General features: G+C 70.6%; 21 protein-coding genes and 5 pseudogenes. 8 read left to right on the top strand and 18 right to left on the bottom strand.

The genetic code is table 11. The annotated features are described in order from the left end of the window. The first annotated feature begins 36 nt into the window (after window positions 1-36). The 3 genes from LRS10_RS11840 to LRS10_RS11830 all read left to right on the top strand — a co-directional run bounded on the left by LRS10_RS11840 (window position 37) and on the right by LRS10_RS11830 (window position 1,572). Window positions 37-549: an RcnB family protein gene (locus tag LRS10_RS11840; protein ID WP_257837430.1), complete on the top strand. Its 513-nt coding sequence runs from the start codon at window positions 37-39 to the stop codon at window positions 547-549. Window positions 550-766: 217 nt separating this feature from the next. Continuing rightward, a complete protein-coding gene (locus LRS10_RS11835; RefSeq protein WP_257837429.1) occupies window positions 767-1,222 on the top strand; it encodes a hypothetical protein in 456 nt (151 codons plus the stop codon). Between the two features lie 191 nt (window positions 1,223-1,413). After that, window positions 1,414-1,572 (top strand): hypothetical protein, encoded by a 159-nt coding sequence (locus LRS10_RS11830; protein ID WP_257837428.1) that lies wholly within the window; start codon window positions 1,414-1,416, stop codon window positions 1,570-1,572. 2 nt (window positions 1,573-1,574) lie between these two features. Here LRS10_RS11830 and glf read toward each other — a convergent pair whose 3' ends face one another. The 10 genes and pseudogenes from glf to LRS10_RS11780 all read right to left on the bottom strand — a co-directional run bounded on the left by glf (window position 1,575) and on the right by LRS10_RS11780 (window position 9,690). Continuing rightward, window positions 1,575-2,726 carry a UDP-galactopyranose mutase gene (gene glf / locus LRS10_RS11825; RefSeq protein WP_257837427.1) on the bottom strand — a complete coding sequence of 384 codons (1,152 nt, stop codon included), beginning with the start codon at window positions 2,724-2,726 and terminating at the stop codon, window positions 1,575-1,577. Further along, window positions 2,723-3,751, bottom strand: a complete 1,029-nt coding sequence (locus tag LRS10_RS11820) for a hypothetical protein (RefSeq protein ID WP_257837426.1) — start codon at window positions 3,749-3,751, stop codon at window positions 2,723-2,725. The genes glf and LRS10_RS11820 overlap by 4 nt, the downstream gene beginning before the upstream one ends. 90 nt (window positions 3,752-3,841) lie before the next feature. Then, window positions 3,842-5,065 carry an acyl-CoA dehydrogenase family protein gene (locus LRS10_RS11815; RefSeq protein ID WP_257837425.1) on the bottom strand — a complete coding sequence of 408 codons (1,224 nt, stop codon included), beginning with the start codon at window positions 5,063-5,065 and terminating at the stop codon, window positions 3,842-3,844. Between the two features lie 6 nt (window positions 5,066-5,071). Beyond that, on the bottom strand, window positions 5,072-5,365 hold the full coding sequence (locus LRS10_RS11810; protein ID WP_257837424.1) for a putative quinol monooxygenase: 294 nt from the start codon (window positions 5,363-5,365) through the stop codon (window positions 5,072-5,074). A gap of 69 nt (window positions 5,366-5,434) precedes the next feature. Then, complete coding sequence (locus tag LRS10_RS11805) at window positions 5,435-6,421, bottom strand: FAD:protein FMN transferase (RefSeq protein WP_257837423.1); 987 nt, start codon at window positions 6,419-6,421, stop codon at window positions 5,435-5,437. A 2-nt stretch (window positions 6,422-6,423) separates the two neighbouring features. Continuing rightward, the gene (locus LRS10_RS11800) at window positions 6,424-7,230 is read right to left on the bottom strand and encodes a DUF4198 domain-containing protein (protein WP_257837422.1); all 807 of its coding nucleotides are present in this window, start codon (window positions 7,228-7,230) and stop codon (window positions 6,424-6,426) included. A 21-nt stretch (window positions 7,231-7,251) separates the two neighbouring features. After that, window positions 7,252-7,774: pseudogene (locus tag LRS10_RS11795) on the bottom strand (DUF2271 domain-containing protein). 9 nt (window positions 7,775-7,783) lie between these two features. Then, window positions 7,784-8,473, bottom strand: coding sequence for a PepSY-associated TM helix domain-containing protein (locus LRS10_RS11790; RefSeq protein WP_257837421.1), 690 nt, complete (start codon window positions 8,471-8,473; stop codon window positions 7,784-7,786). A 129-nt stretch (window positions 8,474-8,602) separates the two neighbouring features. Then, window positions 8,603-8,893, bottom strand: coding sequence for a hypothetical protein (locus LRS10_RS11785; protein WP_257837420.1), 291 nt, complete (start codon window positions 8,891-8,893; stop codon window positions 8,603-8,605). A 101-nt stretch (window positions 8,894-8,994) separates the two neighbouring features. Further along, window positions 8,995-9,690 carry a DnaJ family molecular chaperone gene (locus LRS10_RS11780; RefSeq protein ID WP_257837419.1) on the bottom strand — a complete coding sequence of 232 codons (696 nt, stop codon included), beginning with the start codon at window positions 9,688-9,690 and terminating at the stop codon, window positions 8,995-8,997. Between the two features lie 69 nt (window positions 9,691-9,759). On the opposite strand from LRS10_RS11780, the pseudogene LRS10_RS11775 reads away from it, so the two are divergent. Next, a pseudogene (locus LRS10_RS11775) lies at window positions 9,760-10,245 on the top strand (hydantoinase/oxoprolinase N-terminal domain-containing protein); the annotation flags it as partial. On the opposite strand, the gene LRS10_RS11770 reads toward LRS10_RS11775, so the two are convergent. Beyond that, a complete protein-coding gene (locus LRS10_RS11770; RefSeq protein ID WP_257839246.1) occupies window positions 10,176-10,376 on the bottom strand; it encodes a hypothetical protein in 201 nt (66 codons plus the stop codon). The pseudogene LRS10_RS11775 and the gene LRS10_RS11770 sit on opposite strands and share 70 nt — an antisense overlap. A gap of 29 nt (window positions 10,377-10,405) precedes the next feature. Between LRS10_RS11770 and LRS10_RS11765 the strand changes: the two are divergent. Next, window positions 10,406-13,388: pseudogene (locus LRS10_RS11765) on the top strand (hydantoinase B/oxoprolinase family protein). A gap of 26 nt (window positions 13,389-13,414) precedes the next feature. Further along, window positions 13,415-14,014, top strand: a complete 600-nt coding sequence (locus LRS10_RS11760; RefSeq protein WP_257837418.1) for a hypothetical protein — start codon at window positions 13,415-13,417, stop codon at window positions 14,012-14,014. On the opposite strand, the gene LRS10_RS11755 is transcribed toward LRS10_RS11760, so the two are convergent. Beyond that, window positions 14,011-14,853, bottom strand: coding sequence for an MBL fold metallo-hydrolase (locus LRS10_RS11755; RefSeq protein WP_257837417.1), 843 nt, complete (start codon window positions 14,851-14,853; stop codon window positions 14,011-14,013). The genes LRS10_RS11760 and LRS10_RS11755 overlap by 4 nt on opposite strands. 91 nt (window positions 14,854-14,944) lie before the next feature. On the opposite strand from LRS10_RS11755, the gene LRS10_RS11750 reads away from it, so the two are divergent. Continuing rightward, window positions 14,945-15,205, top strand: coding sequence for a DUF1294 domain-containing protein (locus LRS10_RS11750; protein ID WP_257837416.1), 261 nt, complete (start codon window positions 14,945-14,947; stop codon window positions 15,203-15,205). Here the strand turns inward: LRS10_RS11750 and LRS10_RS11745 are convergent. Genes LRS10_RS11745 through LRS10_RS11735 form a run of 3 tightly spaced genes read right to left on the bottom strand, consistent with a single transcriptional unit; the run spans window position 15,190 to window position 18,394 of the window. Continuing rightward, window positions 15,190-16,368 carry a pyridoxal phosphate-dependent aminotransferase gene (locus tag LRS10_RS11745; protein WP_257837415.1) on the bottom strand — a complete coding sequence of 393 codons (1,179 nt, stop codon included), beginning with the start codon at window positions 16,366-16,368 and terminating at the stop codon, window positions 15,190-15,192. The two genes, LRS10_RS11750 and LRS10_RS11745, sit on opposite strands and share 16 nt — an antisense overlap. 10 nt (window positions 16,369-16,378) lie before the next feature. Then, on the bottom strand, window positions 16,379-17,641 hold the full coding sequence (locus LRS10_RS11740; RefSeq protein ID WP_257837414.1) for a dicarboxylate/amino acid:cation symporter: 1,263 nt from the start codon (window positions 17,639-17,641) through the stop codon (window positions 16,379-16,381). 60 nt (window positions 17,642-17,701) lie between these two features. Then, on the bottom strand, window positions 17,702-18,394 hold the full coding sequence (locus LRS10_RS11735) for a Crp/Fnr family transcriptional regulator (RefSeq protein WP_257837413.1): 693 nt from the start codon (window positions 18,392-18,394) through the stop codon (window positions 17,702-17,704). Window positions 18,395-18,485: 91 nt separating this feature from the next. Between LRS10_RS11735 and LRS10_RS11730 the strand changes: the two genes are divergently transcribed. Further along, a complete protein-coding gene (locus tag LRS10_RS11730) occupies window positions 18,486-18,668 on the top strand; it encodes a hypothetical protein (protein WP_257837412.1) in 183 nt (60 codons plus the stop codon). A gap of 244 nt (window positions 18,669-18,912) precedes the next feature. Here the strand turns inward: LRS10_RS11730 and LRS10_RS11725 are convergent, their stop codons facing one another. The 3 genes and pseudogenes from LRS10_RS11725 to LRS10_RS25110 all read right to left on the bottom strand — a co-directional run. Next, the gene (locus tag LRS10_RS11725; RefSeq protein ID WP_257837411.1) at window positions 18,913-19,074 is read right to left on the bottom strand and encodes a hypothetical protein; all 162 of its coding nucleotides are present in this window, start codon (window positions 19,072-19,074) and stop codon (window positions 18,913-18,915) included. 84 nt (window positions 19,075-19,158) lie between these two features. Next, a pseudogene (locus tag LRS10_RS25115) lies at window positions 19,159-19,239 on the bottom strand (hypothetical protein); the annotation flags it as partial. 149 nt (window positions 19,240-19,388) lie between these two features. Further along, a pseudogene (locus LRS10_RS25110) lies at window positions 19,389-19,673 on the bottom strand (peptidylprolyl isomerase); the annotation flags it as partial. Window positions 19,674-19,696 lie beyond the last annotated feature (23 nt).

Raw genomic sequence — 19,696 nt, 5'->3', positions numbered from 1 at the left:
CAGGAAGGCGTAGGTAACTCCCACAAGGAGACATCCATGAAGCGCCTTCTGATATCCGCTCTGGCCGCCACCACCGCTCTCAGCGGCATGGCTGTGGCCGGATCAGCCGCGGCCCAGCCCGGCTACTACGGCCAGGAGCGGTATCGCGACAGCGACCGTGACGGGCGGCCGGACTATCGTGAGTGGAACCGCGACCGCGACCGCGACGGCCGGCCCGATCAGTACGATCGTCGGGATAACCGCCGCGACGGCCGCTACGCCCAGGAGCGCCGCTTCCGCTATTATGGCGCCCAGTACGGCTACAACGGGTACCAGGGCCGCTGGCGCGAAGGCGCGCGTTACTCGAATTATCGCGACAGCCGCTACTACCTGCCGAACTACGGCGCCTACGGCCTTCCCGCTCCGCGGCCCGGCTACCGGTATTATCGCGACACCAACGGGGACGTGATCATGGCGGCGATCGCCAGCGGCGTCATCGGCCTGATCATCGGCGGCGCCCTGAGCGACCACGACGACGGCTATCGCTACGACGGCTATCGCTACCGCTAAGAAGCAACCGCGGGACGGCGCTCAGCCGTCCCGCGTTCAGCAACGCTCATCAAGGCCATGAGCGTTTGCAATCGACGTTGGACTTGAAGCCCGTGGCCAAGCTCCCAGATCGAGGAGCGGCCCGGGCCCCTCTGGCGACGCCGACGTCGCGATGTCGGGCCGCGCATGCGCGGGGCCGACGACATTGCGGCTCCGCGGCAAACGACGGAGGAACGCTATGACCAATCAAGGAAAGCTCTGGAGCGTGAGCGGCGCAGCGATGCTGGCCATCAGCCTCGTCGCGTTCTGGGTATGGCCGAAGTTCGCCGTGGGCGACGTGCACCCGATCTTCGGCTGGGCGGAGGCGCGGACCGGCGCCGGCTGGCTGGACCCGACCGGCCGCTACATCTTCGGCGTCGCCGCGGCGGCGCTTGCCGTCCTGCTGGTGCTGCGGCCGACCCGGCTCGCGGCCGCCGGCGTGACCCTCGCCGTCTCCCTGGGCTTCGTCGTCCTGCACCTGACGCCTTGGCTCGGCTGGAACATTCCGGACTACGGGCCGCTGACGGCAGCCCTCGCCGCGGGACAGGCGGTGGCCGAGATCGAGGCCCTGGGCCTCAAGGGCGACCGGGGGCGCATCTCAGCCTTGCCCTTATCAACGCTGGCCTCGCCACGGTGGTGCTGTTCGGCGAGTTGAACCGCAAGGCGGCGCCGCGCGAACGGCGCGAGCACCGACCGTTCCAGTTCGCCTGAGGGCAGGCGCGCCGGACCCGATGCGAGGCAGCGGGTCCGGCGCGCGACCGTCGCCTGACGATCCGCGGCGTCTCGGGATCAAGCGCAACCATAGCCGGCCGAACGGCGTTGGATGTGGCCAACAAGGATCGGGCCATGCGCAACGCCGCCAGCTATCTGAAGCTTGCCGAGGAGGCGGAAGCCGAGGCCGGCCGCGTCGACTGGCAGGCGAACCGTCGGCGCTATCTCGAACTCGCCGGCATCTGGCGGCGCAAGGCCGCCGAACTCGTGCAGGCTCCCGCCCAGGCGGCCTGAGGCTAGGATCCCTCGCGTTCGGCGATGCGGCGGAAGGTGGCGAGCGCCTGCCCGGTGACCTGGTCCATGTTGTAGTAGCGGTAGGTGGCCAGCCGCCCCACGAAGTGGACCTCGGGCGTCTCCAGCGCCAGCGCCTCGTACTTCTTGTACAGCGCCTGGTTCTCAGGACGCGGCACCGGATAGTAGGGGTCGCCTTCGGCGCTCGGGTGCTCGTAGGTGATCGTGGTCTTGTCGCACTGCTGCCCGGTCATGTGCTTGTACTCGCTGACGCGGGTGTAGGGCGTCTCCTCGTTCGGATAGTTGACCACCGCCACCGGCTGGAACCACGGCTGGTCCAGGGTTTCGTGCTGGAAGCGCAGGCTCCGGTACGGAAGCTTGCCGTAGCGGTGGTCGAAGTACTCATCGATCGGGCCGGTGAAGATCAGCCGGTCGAAGTCGGCCTCGTCGCGCACGTCCTCGTACTCGACGCCGAGCTGCAGCGTGACGCCCTTCTGGTCGACCATGTTCTCGAACATGCGCGTGTAGCCGTCGAGCGGCATGGCCTGGAACTTGTCGGTGAAGTAGCGGTCGTCGGTGTTGGTCCGCGTCGGCACCCGGGCCGTCACCGCCTTGTCCAGCTCGGACGGGTCCATGCCCCACTGCTTGCGGGTGTAGCCGCGGAAGAACATCTCGTAGAGTTCGCGGCCGACCTGGCTGATCACCACGTCCTCGGACGTGCGGATCTTCTCCACCGGCTCCGCACGGCTGGCCAGGAAGGCCTCGGCGTCGGCCTCGGTCTGCAGGTTGACGCCGTACAGCATGTTCAGCGTGGTGCGGTTGATGGGCATCGGCACGTGCAGCCCGCCCCTCACGCAAGCCAGCACCCGGTGCTCGTACGGCCGCCACCTGGTGAACTGCGACAGGTAGCGGAACACCTCTTCCGAGTTGGTGTGGAAGATGTGCGGGCCGTACTTGTGCATCAGCACGCCGCCGGCGTCCTTCTCGTCATAGGCGTTGCCGCCCACGTGCGGCCGGCGGTCGACCAGCAGGACGCGCTTGCCCAGCTGGCTGGTCAGGCGCTCGGCCAGCACCGAGCCGGCAAAGCCCGCGCCCACGATCAGATAGTCGAAAGGCTTGTTGCGGCCGGCGGGCCGGATAGCGGGCGACCCTGTCATCGTGGCCTCAGGCGCATCAGCTTGACGGACATTGGCAGATCGCTGACAGGGGCTGGCGCCTTTGGGAAGGATCGATGGACCTCACCGGTATCAAGCGAGTCGCCGTGGTGTGTCCGGTCTGGGCCAGCGGCGGACCCGAGGCGTTGCATCAGCTTTCCCAGGTCGCCGGCGAAATCGGCCTCGAGAGCTGGATGATCTACACCGACGCGGAGCACAGGAACCGCGTGGCCCACGACCACATCCAGAATATCGCGCCTCGGGCGCCGGAGATCATGCAGTTCTACGCCGAGTATGCGCCCCGGCATACCGAACGCCTGGAGTGGGACGACGACAGCCTGGTCATCCTGCCCGAGACGATGGCGCATCTTCATCGGACGTTTCCGAGGGGCAAGGTGGCGATCTGGTGGCTCTCCGTCGACAACGCCTACGTCCTGATTCCTGAATTGCGGGAGGAAGCCTTCGCGCGTGAGCTGTTCGGCCGTCCCGACCTCATCCACCTCTACCAGAGCGCCTACGCGCGCGACTTCCTGCATCGGAACGGGGCGGCCAACGTTGGCGAGCTGCGCGACTACACCTCGCCGCTGTTCACCCAGGCGCCGGCCACGGCGCCTTCGCCCAAACGCGTCTGCGCCTACAATGCCGCCAAGGGCGGCGACACGGGCGATCGGTTCTTCGCCGACAATCCGCAGCTCAGCGGCATGCGCCTCAAGGGCTTCAGCAAGAGCCAGCTGAAGCAAATCTTCTCGCAGGCGCGGGTCTATATCGACTTCGGCCATTTCCCGGGCCAGGACCGGCTGCCGCGGGAAGCCGCCGCCTGCGGAGCCACGGTGTTCCTCAACGCTGCGGGCGCGGCCGCCTTCGCGGAAGACTTCCCGCTGCCGGACGCCTTCAAGTTCTGCGACGCGGACCTGCAGTCCGGCGACCTCGCGCGCCGCGTCCAGGCGGTGATGGACGCGCCCGAACCGTACTGGCGCCAGCAGGCTGAGTTCCGCGAGATGATCCGCGCGGAGCGGGGGCCTTTTCACGCCAGGTGCGTCGGCTCTTCGGGCGCGACGTCGGCTAGACAGCGCCCAGCCGGCCCGCCGCGATCCGCGAACCGGCTGGCCGTGCGGCCGCTACAGCCCCAGCACCATCTTGGCCATGATGTTGTGCTGGATCTCGTTCGACCCGGCGTAGATCGAGGTCTTGCGGTAGTTGAAGTACTGCGGCGCGACCGTGGCGGCATAGTCCGGACCGGCCCGGAACTGGTTCGTGTCGCCGTTCAGTTCGGCCCAGGTGTCGCGCACGAAGGGCTGGGCGTAGAGGCCGGCGGCCTCCAGAGCCAGCTCGGTGATCGCCTGCTGCATCTGGCTGCCTTCGAGCTTCAGCATCGAGGAGACCGCGCCCATGGCCTCGCCGTTGGCCCGGCCGGCGAAGATGCGCAGCTCGGTGGCGTTCAGCGCCTCGACCTTGATCTCGACCTCCGCCAGCTTCCGGCGGAAGTCCGGGTCGGCCAGCATCGAGCCGCCGCGGTCCGAGCGCTCGAGGCTCGCGATCTTGCGCACCTTGCGGAGCTGGTTCTGCAGCCCCGGCGCATACGCGTTGCCGCGCTCGAACTGCAGCAGGTACTTGGCGTAGGTCCAGCCCTCGCCTTCCTTGCCGATGCGATTGGCGACCGGCACGCGGACGTTGTCGAAGAACGTCTCGTTGATCTCCTGCTCGCCCTCCACCGGCCCGTCCAGCGTCGGGATCGGCCGGATCGTGATGCCCGGCGTCTTCATGTCGATGAGCAGGAAGCTGATGCCCTTCTGGCGGATGTCCTCGTTGGAGGTCCGCACCAGACAGAACATCCAGTCGGCCCACTGGGCCAGCGTCGTCCAGGTCTTGGAGCCGTTCAGGACGTAGTGGTCGCCGTCGCGCTCGGCCTTCAGCGCGAGCGACGCCAGGTCCGACCCGGAGCCCGGCTCGGAGTAGCCCTGGCACCACCAGACGTCGGTCGACAGGATCTTCGGCAGGTGCTGCTGCTTCTGTTCCTCGGTCCCGAAAGCCATCACGACCGGGGCGCACATCTTCAGCCCCATGTTCGACGTCGAAGGCGCGCCGGCCAGCGCCATCTCCATGTCGAAGACGTACTTCTTGCCCAGCGACCAGCCCGTGCCGCCGTATTCGACCGGCCAGTCGGGCGCGATCCAGCCCTTCTCGCCCAGCCGCTTCAGCCAGCGGACCTGGCTCGCCTTGTCGAGGTAGCCGTTCTTGGACTGCGCCATGCGGGCGCGCATGTCCTCGTCGTAGGCCTCGGCGATGAACGCACGGACCTCGTCACGGAAGGCGAGGTCCTCAGGGGCGAAGTCCAGGTCCATGGCGCACTACCCCACGCCGTCGAGGTATTCGATCTCGGGACGGCCCGCCAGGAAGCCGGCGAACTTCGGACCCGCCGCCTTGAAGTATTCGGTGCCGCCGTGATGGGTCAGGGCGTCCTGGTCCTTGTAGACCTCCAGCACCTTGTAGACGCCGGGCTCGGTCCGGCTCTTGGTGAGCTGGTAGGCGAGGTTGCCGGGCTCGTTCGCGCGCACCTGCTGCGCAAGCTCCGTGAAGAACGCCTCGAACTCGGCCGCCTTGCCCTCCTGGATCGGCAGTTTCGCAATCACGCCAATGGTCATCTCGGCCATCCTCCCAACGCTTGTTTGAATGGACGGTAGAGCCCCGCGTCGCGCGCGGCAAGCGCATCGTCAGGCAAGCAGCCGTTCGAGCGCGGGCGTCAGCACCTCGGCATAGCCCTCGCGCGTCCGCGTGAGGATCAGCGCCGCCACATCATGCGCCTCGGCGAAGGCGCCGGCCTCAGGCCCCAGAACCATCAGGGCCGTGCAGAGCGCGTCGGCGCGATGGCACTCGGGATGCAGCACCGTGACCGCGGCGGTCGCGCCGGACACCGGGCTGCGCGCCGCAGGGTCGAGGGTGTGACTGTAGCGCCGGCCGTCGGCGACGAAGCTGCGCCGCCAGTCGCCGGAGGTCGCGACCGACAGGCCGTGCAGCGCCACGAGCAGCGGCGGATCGCCCAGGCTTGCGTCGGGCGGCCGCTCCAGCTCGACCCACCAGGGCTGACCGTCGCCCTTGACGCCCGAGCCGCGCAGCTCGCCGCCGATCTCGACCAGGTAATCGCGCACGCCCAGGGCCGCGAGCGCCCGGGCGACCAAATCGACTCCATAGCCCTTGGCGATGCCTGAGAGGTCCAGCGCCGCGCCGCCCGGCTGCAGCAGGCGGCCCGCCTCCAGCCGGAGCGCGCACCAGCCGGTGCGCGGCCCATTGAGCGCGAGGACTGGCGGCGGGCGATCGATCGGGCCGGCGGGGCCGAAACCCCACAGGTCCGTGAGGCGGCCCAGCGTCGGATCGAACGCCCCGCCGGTCGCCTCGGCGACCTCGAGGGCGGCGCTGATCACGGCCTCGAACTCCTCGGGCAAGGGGATCCAGCTCCCCGCGGGCGCGCGGTTGAAGCGGGAGAGATCGCTGTCCGGCTCCCAGTGGCTCATCTGCGCCACCACGCGGTCGCAGGCGTCCTGCACCGCCGTCCGGAGGGCGCCGTCGCCGAGGCTGTCCGGCGCGCGGGCCCGGACCGTCCAGGTGACGCCCATGGTCGGTCCGGAGAGGGCCACGTCGCGACCATCCCGCGGCCGCGCGGCGTCCGGCGTCAGATCGAGCGGAACGGCGACCCGGCGCATCCCTAGTCGGGCATCACCTCGAGCGTCGCGACGTAGCCGAGGCTTCGCCGCTGCCCGCCCTCGCCCGCGCCCTGCACGCCGGCTTCGAGCCAGTAGAGCCCCGGTTCGGGCCAGGCGATCTCGAACACGCCGTCGGCGCCTGTCGTCACCTTCAGCTCCACGCCCTTGTCGCGATAGCGGGCCTGGCCCAGCACCACCTCGACCTCGACGCCCGACGCGGGCTTGCCGTCGTTCAGGAGCCGGAAGCGGGCCTTCTCGCTGGCCACGAGATCGTTCGGGTGGGTGATCGGCTCCAGCTCGAGGCCGCGACCCGTCGGCTTCAGCGCGGCGGTGTTCGGCGCACCGGCGGTGACGAAGGTCTCGACGCGGCGGAGGCTGTGCGTCACCTGCACCTCCGTGGCGTCCCTGGGGATCGCGGTGGCGAGCTGGGCCGCCGGGCCGCGCCAGCGCTTCTGCTCGCCGCCCTGCCTATATGAAGCCATCGTCGTCTCGGCGACGTTCGCCACCCGGTAGGTGCCGGGCCTGGTCAGCTGCAGGTCGAAGGTCGAGCGGTACTTGCCCGTCGACGCGTTCTTCAGCTCCACCGGCTGCCCGTCGGGGCCGATCGCCTGAACGCCTTCCAGCCGCATCGGGACGTGGTCTGGATAGAAGAGGGTGTTCGAAACGGCGGCGTCCACCGTCACCCACGGATCCTGGGCCGACAGCACCGTGGCCGAGGGCGCCAGCCACATGCGGTGGGCGTGGGCGGCGGGGCCGGCGGCCAGGCTCAGCAGGGCGGCGGCGACGACCGCGCGGAAGGCTTTCGACATCGGACGATCTCTCCGGAAGGATCAGGGTTTCGCGGTGACGGTGACTTGCCCGAGCTCGGACGAGCCGGCCGCGGAGGCGGACCTCGGCCCGCCGTTCGCAGGCCAGGTGAACGGCACGCGCACCACCTCGCGGCCGCCAACCTCGCGGGCCGCCTCGACGGCAAGCGTGTACTGGCCCGGGGAGACCCCGCGCATCTGAGCCGCGCCGAAGGTCACCTGGTGTCTCCCGGGCGCCCTTGGTCGGACCGCTGACGCCGTCGGCTGGCAGGCTCAGGTTGCGGCCGGCCTTGCGCCACCACTGGCGCATGTCCTTGAGCCAGGTGGTCCCTTCGTTGTTCTTCAGCTTCACGTCGTACCAGACCGCCAGGGTCTTCACCGCGGACTGGTCCGGGCCTTCGATCCACAGCGACACATAGGGCCGGTGATACTCGGCGACGTTCAGCTTCGGGATCTCCACGGTGACGAGCAGCTCGGCGGCGTCAGCGGCGGCCGGCGCCGCGGCGGCTCCGGCGGCGGCGAACAAGGTCGGGATGCGAACGCGCATGCGCACTCCTCAGTGGATCAGGAACAGGGCGATGAGGGCGGGGATCACCAGGCCGGCGCCCACCAGCGGCCACGTCGACTTTCGGGCATGGGCGTGGAGCTGCAGCAGCAGCAGGCCGGTGATCGAGAAGACGACGCACGCCACGGCAAAGACGTCGATGAACCAGAACCAGACCCGCCCGGTGTTGCGGCCCTTGTGGAGGTCGTTGAGGTAGGCGATCCACCCGCGTTCGGTGCGCTCGTAGGCCACCGCGCCCGTCTGGGTGTCCAGCGTCACCCAGCCGTCCGAGCCGGGACCGGGCAGCGCCACATAGGCCTCGCCCGCGGACCACTCCACCGGCCCCGCCGGCGCCTTCACCTTCATCTCGTCACCGAGCCACTTCCGCACCCCGGCCGGCAGCTCGCCCTGCGAAGCCTCGGCGGCCTGCAGCGGCTGCAGCAGGCTGGCCGGCAAGGCGCCGTCACGCGCCAGCGTCTTCGGCTCGGCCTTGATGTCGGCGGCGTGGTTCAGGGTGATCCCTGTCGCCGCGAACAGCAGCATGCCCGCAAGGCAGATGGCAGCGCTGATCCAATGCCATTGCATCACCTGCCGCAGGAAGGCGGCCCGCGCCTGGGCGCGCTTCTTCGCCCGCGCGCGCGCCTCGTGGGCGGCTCGGGCGGCGGCGTCGAGCGACGCGTGGGGAGGCGTGGTGACGGTCAAGCGGAACCAGGCGTCTAGTTAAGAACGCCTCGCATTATCATGACAAGCGCAAGAGGCAAGCGAAGATGCTTCGCCGACGTCGGTTCCGGGGAGCGATCTAGCCGGCGTACGCCGGGGCGACAGCGAGGATCAGGGGCGTTCGTTCCAGCCGTAGGCGACCCAGTGATGACCGCCCAGGTGCTTGGCCTCGATCAGACCGTTGTCCGCCGCGCGGCGCGCGCGCAGGCGGCGCGCGCGGAGCGCAAGACCGGCGAAGGCCAGCAGGGCCGAGGTCATCACCGCGATCACCGCCACCGTGGCGGCGGCGAACACCGCGAGGACGGCGCCCACCACGACGGCCGCGGCGGTCGCGAGCGTCGCCCCAACGGCGGCCAGGCCGCTCAGCGCAGATCCGTTCTTGGCGGCGAAGTTGTGCACCATCGACCTTCCTCTAGGCCTGCCTCAGGCCTGTAACTCAATATCTCGGCCCTGAGGTTCCCGCCGTCAACCTCAACAGGGGCTGAACGGCGCGACTTCCGCGCCTATGCCGCGCCTTCGAGCCGCATCGCTTTCCGTTCGCGCACGATCTCGTCATAGGCGGCGTTGATCTGCGCCGCCTTGGCCTCGGCCACCTCGATGAACTCCGCGGGCAGGCCCCGCGCGCGGGCGCGGTCCGGATGGGCCTCACTCAGTTGCGCCTTCCACGCGGCCCGGACCGCCTCGTCGGAAGCGTCCGGCGCGACGCTCAGGATGGCGTAGGGATCGTCGTTGGCCGCGCCCAGGTGCGTCGCCTTCAGGCGCCGGAAGGTGAGCGGCGAGAGGCCGAACAGCTCGCAGACCCGCTCCAGGTAAGCCAGCTCGTCACCGGTGACAGCGCCGTCGGACGCGGCGATGTGGAACAGGCCGTCCAGCACGTCCTCCAGCAGCTGCGGGCAGCCGCCGTAGCGCTTCTTCAGCCGCCGCGCGTAGCTCTCGAAGCCGCGGGTGGTCTGGCGCGCGAGCTGGTACAGGCGCCGCACATTGCCTTCACTGCCGGGTTCAGACTGGAAGACGGTGGCGAAGACGTCGTACTCGCCGGCGTGCGCCTCCCCGTCGGCCTTGGCGAGCTTCGCCCCAAGCGCCGTCACCGCCGTGGAGAAGGCGGGATCCTCGCCGGGCAGCCCGGGCGGGCATTCGTCGCATTCCGCTTCATCGATCTTGCGGACGGCGAGCCCAGCTATCTTGCGCCAGAAGCTCATGTGACTAAGCGGAAGCCTTAGGACTATGGCCGCGACATGACAATCAGCGCCCGAGGTTAAGTTTTGGACATGCGCTTCAGTTTCTGGATCGACCGCGGCGGCACTTTCACCGACGTCATCGGTCGGCGCGAGGACGGCGCCGAGACCTCGCTGAAGCTGCTGTCGTCGTCTGCGGCCTATACGGACGCAGCGGTGGAAGGGATGCGTCGGATCCTGGGCGCGGAGCCTGACGCGCCGTTCCCGGCCGCCCGCGTCGAAGCCATCAAGATGGGCACGACCGTCGCCACCAATGCGCTGCTCGAGCGGCGCGGCGCGAAGACCCTGCTCGTCACCACCCGCGGCTTCGCCGATGCGCTGGCCATCGGCGACCAGGCCCGGCCCGACCTGTTCGCCCTCGTGATCGAGAAGCCCGCGCCGCTTTACGCCAGCGTTGTGGAAGCCGACGAACGCCTCGCCGCCGACGGCGCCATGGAGACACCGCTGGATCACGACGCCCTGCGGGCAGCGCTGAACGCGGCCGTCGCCGACGGCTTCACCTCCGCGGCGATCGCCTTCCTGCATTCGGACATCAACCCCGCGCACGAGATCGCCGCGGGCGAGATCGCGCGGGCCGCAGGGTTCGAATTCGTGGCGCTCAGCCACGAGGTCTCGCCCTTGCCGCGGTTCATCCCGCGCGCCGAGACCACTGTCGCCGACGCCTACCTGACCCCCCGTCCTGCAGGCCTATGTCCGCCGGGTCGCCGATGCGGTCGAGGGCGCGCCGCTGTTCTTCATGACATCGGCCGGCGGCCTGGTCCGCGCCGAGGCGTTCCGCGGCCGGGACGCCGTGGTCTCGGGGCCCGCCGGCGGCGTGGTCGGCGTGGCCCGAACGGCCGACGCCGCCGGCTCCGACGCCGTGCTCGGCTTCGACATGGGCGGCACCTCCACGGACGTTTGCCGGTTCGCCGGGGCATTGGAACGCCGCGACACCGCGCGTGTGGCCGGTGCGAAGCTCCGCGCGCCGATGCTGGATGTCGAGACAGTGGCGGCCGGCGGCGGCTCGGTGCTCACCTTCGACGGCATGCGCGCCCGCGCCGGCCCGGCCAGCGCCGGCGCCGACCCCGGCCCCGCCTGCTATGGCCGCGGCGGGCCCGCGACGGTGACCGACGCCAACCTGGTGCTCGGCCGCATCGATCCGCGGGCCTTTCCGTATGTCTTCGGCCCGAACGGCGATGGGCCGCTCGATCCCGCGGCGTCCCACGCGCGGCTCGCCGAGCTGGCGGAGGCGATGGGCGCCGAGAGCGTCGAGGCGGCCGCCGAAGGCTTCGTCGCCGTGGCCGTCGAGCAGATGGCCCAGGCCGTGCGCCGGATCTCCACCGAGCGCGGCTTTGACCCGCGCGGCCATGCGCTGGTCGCGTTCGGCGGCGCGGCCGGCCAGGTCGCCTGCCAGACGGCGGAGGCGTTGGGCGTTTCGGAAGTCCTCTGCCCCAAGTACGGCAGCGTCCTTTCCGCCTGGGGCATCGGCCAGGCCCAGGTGGCGACGCTGCGACAGGCCGGCCTGGAGACGCCGCTCGGCGCCGAGGGCCTGGAGCGGGCCGAGGCCCTGCTCGCCGAGGTGGAAGCCGCGACCCGCGCAGACCTCTCGGCCCAGGACGCGGCCGTGGGCGAGGTGCGTCGCACGCTCCGCCTCCGCTACGACGGCGCCGACGCCGAGCTGCCGGTCTCGTTGCCGGAGCCCCCGGGAGACATTCGGGCCGAGTTCGAGGCTGCGCACCAGCGCCTGTTCGGCTTCATCGAACCGGAGCGAACCATCCTCATCGCGGCGGTGGAGGCGGAGGCCCTGTCTATTCCTACGCTTCCCGGTGAAGGTGGCCGAGGGGACGCCCCGGACGGGTGGGAGGACCAGGCATTCCTCACCCCGGCCGCTGCGCGGCTCGACCCTTTCCACAAGGGGGAGGGTTTGACGCGCCTTTTCGCCCAAGGCGCCTGGCACGAGGCCCCGGTGCTCGACGCTGACACCCTCACCACCGCCGACGGTCCGGCGCTCATCGTGCGCCGCGACACCCAGATCGCGCTTGCGCCAGGCTGGCGCGCGTCCCGGGAAGCCGATGGCCTGATCCGCCTGACCCGCATCGGCTCAGCGGTCCAGGCCGCGGTCGCCCTCGACAGGCCCGACCCGGTGACGCTGGAGCTGTTCAACCGCCGATTCATGGGCGTGGCCGAGGCGATGGGGGCGGCGCTGGAGCGCACAGCACACTCCGTGAACATCAAGGAGCGCCTCGACTTCTCCTGCGCGCTGTTCGACGCCCAGGGCGGGCTGGTGGCCAACGCCCCGCACATGCCGGTGCACCTCGGCTCGATGGGGGCCAGCGTCCGGGCCGTCCGCGACCGGCATCCGACGCTGCGGCCCGGCGACGCCTTCGCGCTCAACAACCCGTACGCCGGCGGCACCCACCTGCCGGACATCACCGTGGTCATGCCAGTGTTCATGGCCGACAGCGATGCGCAGGCGGCCTTCTACGTCGCCGCGCGCGGCCACCATGCCGACGTCGGCGGGGTGCAGCCCGGCTCCATGCCGCCCTTCTCGAAGACCATCGACGAGGAGGGCGTTCTGCTCGACGCGCTGCCGATCATGACCGGCGGCCGCTTCCTGGAAACAGAGGTCCGCGCCGCCTTGAGCGAGGGCCGGTGGCCCGCACGCGCGCCCGACCGCAACATCGCAGACCTCAAGGCCCAGGTCGCCTCCTGCCAGGCCGGCGGCGCGGCCGTCGCCGCCATGATCCGCACGTTCGGCGCCGAGGCCGTCGCCCGCTACATGGGCTTCGTCCAGCAGAACGCCGCCGAGGCGGTCCGTCGGGCGCTGGGCCGCCTGTCGGACGGCGGAGCCCGCGTGCCGATGGACGGCGGCGGCGAGGTCGTGGTCCGGACGACCGTCGATGCCGCGGCCCGGACCGCCACCCTCGACTTCACCGGCAGCGCCGACCAGCTCGGATCCAACTTCAATGCGCCCTCGGCCATCGTCGACGCTGCGGCGCTCTACGTTTTCCGGACCCTGGTCGACGACGACATTCCACTGAACGCGGGCTGCCTGGAGCCCCTGGAGATCCGCACCCGCGAAGGCTCGATGCTGGACCCACGACCACCGGCCGCCGTTGTGGCCGGCAACGTCGAGACCAGCCAGCACGTCGTGGACGCCCTCTATTCCGCGCTGGGCGTCATGGCCAACGCCCAGGGTTCGATGAACAACTTCACCTTCGGGGACGAGACCCGGCAGTACTACGAAACCATCTGCGGCGGCGCGGGCGCGACGGCCACGGCCGACGGGGCGAGCGCCGTCCATACCCACATGACCAACTCCCGCCTCACCGATCCCGAAATCCTCGAGCGGCGCTTCCCGGTTCGCGTCGAGACATTCGGCGTTCGCCGGGGGTCCGGCGGGGCGGGCGCGCGGCGCGGCGGGGACGGCGCGCTCCGACGAATCCGCTTCCTGGCGCCCATGGACGTCGCTCTGCTCTCCTCCCGGCGGGAGCATGCCCCCGCAGGGGGCGGCAGGCGGGTCGCCCGGCCTGGCGGGACGGCAGCGTTTGATCCAAGCCTCGGGCGAGGTTAGTGAACTTCCCGGCTGCTTCTCCGTTATGGTGAAGCTTGGCGACGCGATCGAGATCGAAACCCCGGGGGGCGGCGGTTACGGCGCTCCCGCCGGATCGGCGCGAAGCTGACAAGATTCCAGACCACAAGGTTGTTCATGACCCCGCTTGCCATCGCCCTCGCCCTCTTCGCCCAAGACGCGCCGGCCGCCGCACCGGCCCAGGCCGCGCCGGCCGCCGCCGCGGAAGAGCGTTGGCCGACCGGCGCGCCACGCGAGGACTACCAGTTCGTCGCCTGGTGCTACGGCGCGTTGCGCGGCTATCTCGACATGCACGACGAAGTGATCCCGGAGGTCACCCGCATCGAGAAGCAGTTCCGCAAGCCCGGCACCAGCCTCGCGGACGACATGAAGGTGTACGCCGACATGCAGAAGGACGGCCGCGAGAAGCTGAAGCTGTTCCAGTCGGCGATCACCGCAGCCGAGCGGGCTTCGGTTCGCCCGATCAACGCGGCCGGCGCCGAGGCGGTGAAGCAGGGGCGCGCCGTCTGGAACGCCGGGCCCGGCGTCACCAAGGCCCGTAAGGCCCAGGAATGGATGAGCTGGGCCCTGCCCGCCCGTTGCGAGACCACGGCCGCCGCCCTGGAACGCCGCGCCACCCTGGCGGCCGCCACACTCCGCGGCAGCGATCCGGCCGCGCCGGCCGCGGAAGCTCCGCCCGCCGACGCACCGCAGCCGGACGGCCCGCCCGCCGGCTAGAGCCCAAGCGGGCGTCCGCCCGAGCAGGCCTCGTACTCGACCACGTCGTGGGCGCAGATCATCCGCACGCCCGAGGCGCGGTCGAGAGACAGCGCCCGCAGGCGATCCTGATTGGCGAGCCGCGCAGCCCGATCCACCTCCATCATCGTCTGATAGCCACGCAGGCCCGGCGTGCAGCGCCGGTCGGGCCTGCGCACCTCGTCACGGTAGAAGTAGGCGTCGCCGGCGTGCAGCAGCCAGCCGTCGTCCGTGTCGATCGCCACCCCTGCATGGCCCCAGGTATGGCCGCGCAGCGGGATGAGCAGGATCTCGGGCGGCAACCCCTCGAGCTGGCGCACGGCCCCGAAGCCGAACCAGCGCTCGCCCTGCGGGTCGTAGGTCCGCCAGTTCCGCACCTCGTCCACCTGCATCGGCCGGTAGCGGTTCTTCATGATGAAACCGTGCCGCTTCGTGCTGTAGGTTTCGAATTCGGTCCGCGTCAGGTGCACGGTGGCGTTCGGGAAGTCCTCCAATCCCCCGGCGTGGTCAAAGTCCAGGTGGGTGATGAGGATGTGCCGGACATCGGCCGCCGAGAAGCCCAACCGCTCGACCTGCCGAACGGCCGTCTCCTCCTCCCGCAGCCGGATGTTGAGCATGGCGGCGAACGGGCGGCTCAGACGCGGGAACGGGTCACGCACATCACGCAGGCCGTAGCCGGTGTCGACCAGCACCAGACCAGCGTCGGTCTCGATCAGCAGGCAGTGGCAGACCAGATGGCCGAGCGCACCCTTGCTGCGCCCGTCGAAGAGCGCGCCGCCGAAGGGGCAGTCGGTGCCGCAGTTGAGGTGATGAATCCGCATGGCGTCCCTCCGTGCGGAAGCCCAACCGGGCAGCCGGGGCGCCGTTCCGCCTAGGAACATTTGTTAGGGGCTGGGCGGCTATGCCCGGCTCATGCTCCTCGCCTGGATCGCGCTCGCCAGCCTCGTCACCTTCTACGCCTTCGCCGCCGACAAGCGCTCCGCCATCGACGGGCGGCGCCGAACGCCCGAGGCGACGCTGCTGCTGCTGGTGGCGGTCGGCGGCGCGCCGGGCGGGATCGCAGCCCAACAGATCCTCCGCCACAAGACCCGCAAGGAGCCCTTCCGCAGTCTGCTCTGGTCGATCGCGGCGGCCCAGGCGGCGTGCGCGGCCTGGATCTATTTCGCCAGATAACGGCTCAGGCGCTGCAGTCCGGCGGCGTTCTTCTCCGCGCGCGCCGCGAAGCACCAGCGCAGCCATCCCTCGCCTTCCGGCCCAAAGGCGACGCCGGGCGCGAGCCCCAGTCCCACTTCGGCGATCAGCTCCTTGGCGAGCGCGACGGAGTCCGCGCAACCGTCGATACGGAAGAAGGCGTACATGCCCCCGTCCGGCTCCGGCGCCTCGACGCCAGGCAGCGCGCGGAGGCCTGCAAGAACCTGGTCCTTCGCGGTCGACAGCTCCGTCCGCAGGGCGGCGACGTGGGGTTCGCCGTTTCGTAACGCCGCGACGGCGGCCGTCTGCAGGAAGTCCGGAGCGCAGGAGGTGTTGTACTCCAGCAGGACGCCCAGGCTGTCGGTCAGCGTCGGCGGAACCACCATCCACCCCAGCCGCCAGCCGGTCATGCGCCACGCCTTGGAGAAGCTGTTGACGCCGATCACCCGATCCCGCGGATCCGCTAACGGCAGGAAGCTGGGGGCGGAGCGCTCCGCCCCGAAGGTCAGCCGTTCATAGACGTCATCGCAGATCAACCAGATCCCCAACCTGCGGCAGCGCTCCAGCACCGCCCCTCTCGCCTCGGCGGGCAAGGTCCAGCCGGTCGGGTTGTTCGGAGAGTTGAGCACCAGGGCCCGGGTGTCCGGCGTCAGCGCGTCCAGCAGCCGGTCCAGGTCCAGCCGCCAGCGGCCCTGCCCACGTTCATCAAGGGCCGGCTCCAGCGGGACGATCTGGACGTCGCCGGACAGGATGCGGGGGATTTCCGGGACGTTCGGCCAGATCGGCCCCGCCACCACGACGCGGTCGCCGGGCGAGACCACCAGCTGCGCGGCCAGCATGATGGCGCTGACGCCGGAGCTGGTCACCGCCAGACGGTCCTCTGTGATCGGCCGCCCGTGCAGGTCCTGCAGATAGGCCGAAAGGGCGCCGCGCAGCTCGGCCGTGCCGAGGTTGTGCGTGTAGTACGTGCGGCCCTCGCCGAGCGCTCGGGCCGCCGCCTCTCGGATGAAGGCGGGTGTCGGCTGATCGGACTCCCCGAACCAGAACGGCAGCACGTCGGCGCGGCCCAGGCCGGCGTTGGCCACCTCGCGGATCTTGGACGGGCGGAGGCTCAGCACCTCGGGACGGGCGACGGCGGGGAACATGCCGGCCGCCCTAGGCGCCTTGGGGTTCGGCGGTCTTGGGCTCGTCCCGCGCCAGGATCGCCGTCACGCCCATGTCGCCCGTCACATTGCCGAGCGTCCGGAAGATGTCCGGGGCCACTTCGACCGCCAGCAGGATCGGCAGGATCTCGATCGGCAGGCCCAGCGCCAGGCAGATCGGGCCGACGCTGATGATGAACGAGACCTGCCCCGGCAACCCCACCGAGCCGACGCTGACCGCCAGCGCCACCAGCACCGCCCCGGCGTACTGCAGCGGCGTCGGCTCCAGGCCGTAGAGGTGGGCCACGAAGATGGCGACGGCCAGGTTCATCACCGGGCTGGTCATGCGGAACACCGCCACCGCCAGCGGCAGCACGAGGCCGGCGATCCGCTTCGGCACGCCCAGATCATCGGTCGAACGCTCGATCATCGCCGGCAGGCAGGCCAACGACGACTGGGTGGCGAAGGCCGTCGCCAACACCGGGCCCGTGGCCCGCGCCCACCGGCCCAGCGGCACACGGCCGACGATCACGGCAAGGGCGTAGCCGATGATGGTGATCCCGAGCCCCGCCAGAGAAACCACCGCGATGTAGTGGCCAAGCGTCCCGGCCGCGCCGACGCCGGCGCGCAGGCCAACGCCCAGGCCGAGGCAGAAGACGCCGATCGGACCGGCCAGCAGCACCCAGCGGACGATGATGATCATGGCGTCGCCGACGGCCTGGAAGATTTCGACCAGGGGGCGTCCACGCTCCGGCGGCAGACGGGTCAGGGCGAAGCCGGTGAAGATGGCGAAAACCACCAGCGGCAGCACCGCGTCCTCCGCCGCCGCCTTCACCGGGTTGGACGGCGCGAGGCTGCGCACCCAGGCTGCGAAGTCGGGCGTCGCGCTCTCGATCGAGGTCCCGGGCGCGCCGGCGCGGAGCGCCATCGCCCCCTCCGGCGAGACGGGCCACAGCGCGAGCAGGCCGTTGGTGAAGGCGATGCTGTAGAGCGACCCCAGCAGCAGGAGGCCCAGGAACCAGCCCAGGGCGCGGCCGGCGAGTTTGCCCGTCGCCGCCGCGTCGGAGACCTGGGCGATCCCGGTCACCAGGATCGCGAAGATCAGCGGGATGACCGTCATCCTCAAGGCGTTGAGCCAAAGGCCGCCGAACGCCTCGATCCCCTCGATCACGCGGGTCACCATGGGGTCGCCGGCCGCCGCGGCCGCCGCGCCGATGACAAGGCCGAGGATCAGGCCCAGCAGGACCCGCACGCTCAAGGACTTCAGAAGACCCAACCCCAACCCTCCAGAGGAACGCGCGATCTGGCCCGGAACGCCGGGGCGCCGCAAGCGCGATCAGTCCTCCAGGATCCGCCGCGCGGCCTCCTGGATCGCGCCGTAGCACTCACAGGCGCAGCTCTCGAGCGAGCCGCGGTCGAGGATCCGGATGCGCCCGCGGGAGTAGCGGATCGCGCCGCGCGCCTGCAGTTGCGAGGCGATGCCCGTGACCGTGGTCCGCTGCACGCCCAGCATGATCGACAGATGTTCCTGGGTGAGCGGCACCAGGTCGGCGTCGAGACGGTCCTGGGTCATCAGCAGCCAGCGGCACAGCCGCTTCTCCGCCGGGTGCAGGGCGTTGCACGCCGCGGCCCGCGCCGACTGCACGCTCGTCGCCTGGGCATGCTGGACGATGGCCCGGGTCAGCGCGGGACTCTTCGCCGCCGCCGCCTGCAGTTCGGCGGCGGGCATGCGCCAGGCGTCGCCGGCCACCTGCACCAGCATCGTCTCGTAGGCGATGCGCGAGCCGAGGGCGTGGAGCAGGCCGTAAGCGCTTTCCCGGCCGATCGTGCGGCTCTCGATCTGGGCCCCGTCGCGCATGACGACGACGACCGACAGGATGCAGTCGACGGGCATGTAGACGTGGGTGACGGGCGTGCCGGTCTGGTTGAGCACGTCGTCACGCCGCAGCGACACCCGCTCCAGCCGCGGCTCGATGGCCGCGAAGTCCTGGGCGTCCAGGCTGTCCAGGAAGTGATTGATGCGGCTCACGCGTCACACAACGCGGTGAGGCTTGGCCAGTTCACAGGGTCGGGAACAGCTTGCCCGGGCGCCGGGTTGTGGGCGGCGCAGGGTCTAGAAGATGAATGAGCTCAGAGTACCGTTCTCGGAAGCCATGACCGCCCATGCGGTGGAGGGCGAGGTTGTCGTGCTCGGCCCCGACTCCGTGGCCGTCGCCCTCACGCCGGAGGCGGCGGAGGAGTCCGCCCGCCGGCTCACGACCGCCGCGGCCGAGGCGCGCCGGCAGCCCGCGAACTCGGACTAGTTGCGGCGCTCGTAGCGCATGCAGAGCGTGGTGGCCTGGGTGGTGTCCGCGCCACGGAGGCGGGCGGCGACGTCGTGCAACGCCTCGTCCTGACCGGCGAACCGGGCGAGTTCCTGGCCGTCGCGGGGAGACGACCCACTCGCCGGAGTTTTCCACCACCTCGTACCTCATACGGCGCCGCTTACGCGTCTGAGGAGAGGGCAACAACCGGACGGAGAGTCGCAGCCGTAGAAATACCTGGGCGCTACCGGACGGGCAGGTCCACGTCGCAGATCGTGAAGGCGGCGCCCTTCTCGGCCTTGAGCGCAGCCAGCCGGGCGGCGAAGGCGGGACCCTTCTCGTCGAGCACCCGGACGGTCGGGCGCTCGGCGGCGGGGAGGTCGGCGGCGACCCGGGCCTTCAGCATCAGGTCGGGGACCTTCGGCGGCTCGCCGGCGGCGACGGCAAGGATCGCCGCCTGCCCCTGCACCACCCGGCCCCAGACGGTGTACTCGTGATCCAGCCTCCGGGCCGGAGCCCGCATGAAGAAGATCTCCGAGTTGGCGGTGCCGGGGTCGGCCTGCCGGCCCATCCCGACCACGCCCGGGCAGTAGGCGCCCAGCAGCCGCGCACCCGGCCGTCGGCCATCCTCACCCCGGCGAAGGGCGTCGCGCCCATCAGGCCCTCGATCCCGTCGCTGCGTTCCACGGCGATCGACACCGCCTCGGCCGGCACGCGGAACTGGAACTCCGGCGGCAGGTCCGGATGGCCCGAGGCCCCGCCGTCGCGGTTGTCGGGGTTGCCGGTCTGGGCGACGAAGCCGTCGATGACGCGGTGGAACTGCAGGCCGTCGTAGACGCCCTCCCGGGCCAGCGTCTTGATCCGCGCGACGGCCCTGGGCGCCATCGCCGGCTGCATCTCGACCACCACCCGGCCCTTGCTGGTCTCGATGACCAGGGTGTTCTCCGGGTCCAGCGGCCGGAAGTCGGAAGCCGCCAGGGCGGCCGCCAGAGCCAGCGCGATCATCTCTCCTCCGATGCTGCCACTCT

This window comes from Phenylobacterium sp. J426, assembly GCF_024699945.1.
Taxonomy (GTDB): domain Bacteria; phylum Pseudomonadota; class Alphaproteobacteria; order Caulobacterales; family Caulobacteraceae; genus Phenylobacterium.
The sequence above is the reverse complement of the archived record's forward strand: the minus strand, read 5'-3'. Positions and strand labels throughout refer to the sequence as shown.

Bases quoted from the DNA above. Each gene is read 5' to 3' on its own strand.
- LRS10_RS11840 (WP_257837430.1), top strand. From the start codon at position 37: ATGAAGCGCCTTCTGATATCCGCTCTGGCCGCCACCACCGCTCTCAGC.
- LRS10_RS11750 (WP_257837416.1), top strand. From the start codon at position 14,945: ATGCTCCTCGCCTGGATCGCGCTCGCCAGCCTCGTCACCTTCTACGCC.
- LRS10_RS11730 (WP_257837412.1), top strand. From the start codon at position 18,486: ATGAATGAGCTCAGAGTACCGTTCTCGGAAGCCATGACCGCCCATGCG.
- LRS10_RS11745 (WP_257837415.1), bottom strand. From the start codon at position 16,368: ATGTTCCCCGCCGTCGCCCGTCCCGAGGTGCTGAGCCTCCGCCCGTCC.
- LRS10_RS11805 (WP_257837423.1), bottom strand. From the start codon at position 6,421: ATGCGCCGGGTCGCCGTTCCGCTCGATCTGACGCCGGACGCCGCGCGG.
- LRS10_RS11800 (WP_257837422.1), bottom strand. From the start codon at position 7,230: ATGTCGAAAGCCTTCCGCGCGGTCGTCGCCGCCGCCCTGCTGAGCCTG.
- glf (WP_257837427.1), bottom strand. From the start codon at position 2,726: ATGACAGGGTCGCCCGCTATCCGGCCCGCCGGCCGCAACAAGCCTTTC.
- LRS10_RS11830 (WP_257837428.1), top strand. From the start codon at position 1,414: ATGCGCAACGCCGCCAGCTATCTGAAGCTTGCCGAGGAGGCGGAAGCC.
- LRS10_RS11810 (WP_257837424.1), bottom strand. From the start codon at position 5,365: ATGACCATTGGCGTGATTGCGAAACTGCCGATCCAGGAGGGCAAGGCG.
- LRS10_RS11725 (WP_257837411.1), bottom strand. From the start codon at position 19,074: ATGCTGAAGGCCCGGGTCGCCGCCGACCTCCCCGCCGCCGAGCGCCCG.
- LRS10_RS11835 (WP_257837429.1), top strand. From the start codon at position 767: ATGACCAATCAAGGAAAGCTCTGGAGCGTGAGCGGCGCAGCGATGCTG.
- LRS10_RS11785 (WP_257837420.1), bottom strand. From the start codon at position 8,893: ATGGTGCACAACTTCGCCGCCAAGAACGGATCTGCGCTGAGCGGCCTG.
- LRS10_RS11780 (WP_257837419.1), bottom strand. From the start codon at position 9,690: ATGAGCTTCTGGCGCAAGATAGCTGGGCTCGCCGTCCGCAAGATCGAT.
- LRS10_RS11760 (WP_257837418.1), top strand. From the start codon at position 13,415: ATGACCCCGCTTGCCATCGCCCTCGCCCTCTTCGCCCAAGACGCGCCG.
- LRS10_RS11755 (WP_257837417.1), bottom strand. From the start codon at position 14,853: ATGCGGATTCATCACCTCAACTGCGGCACCGACTGCCCCTTCGGCGGC.
- LRS10_RS11815 (WP_257837425.1), bottom strand. From the start codon at position 5,065: ATGGACCTGGACTTCGCCCCTGAGGACCTCGCCTTCCGTGACGAGGTC.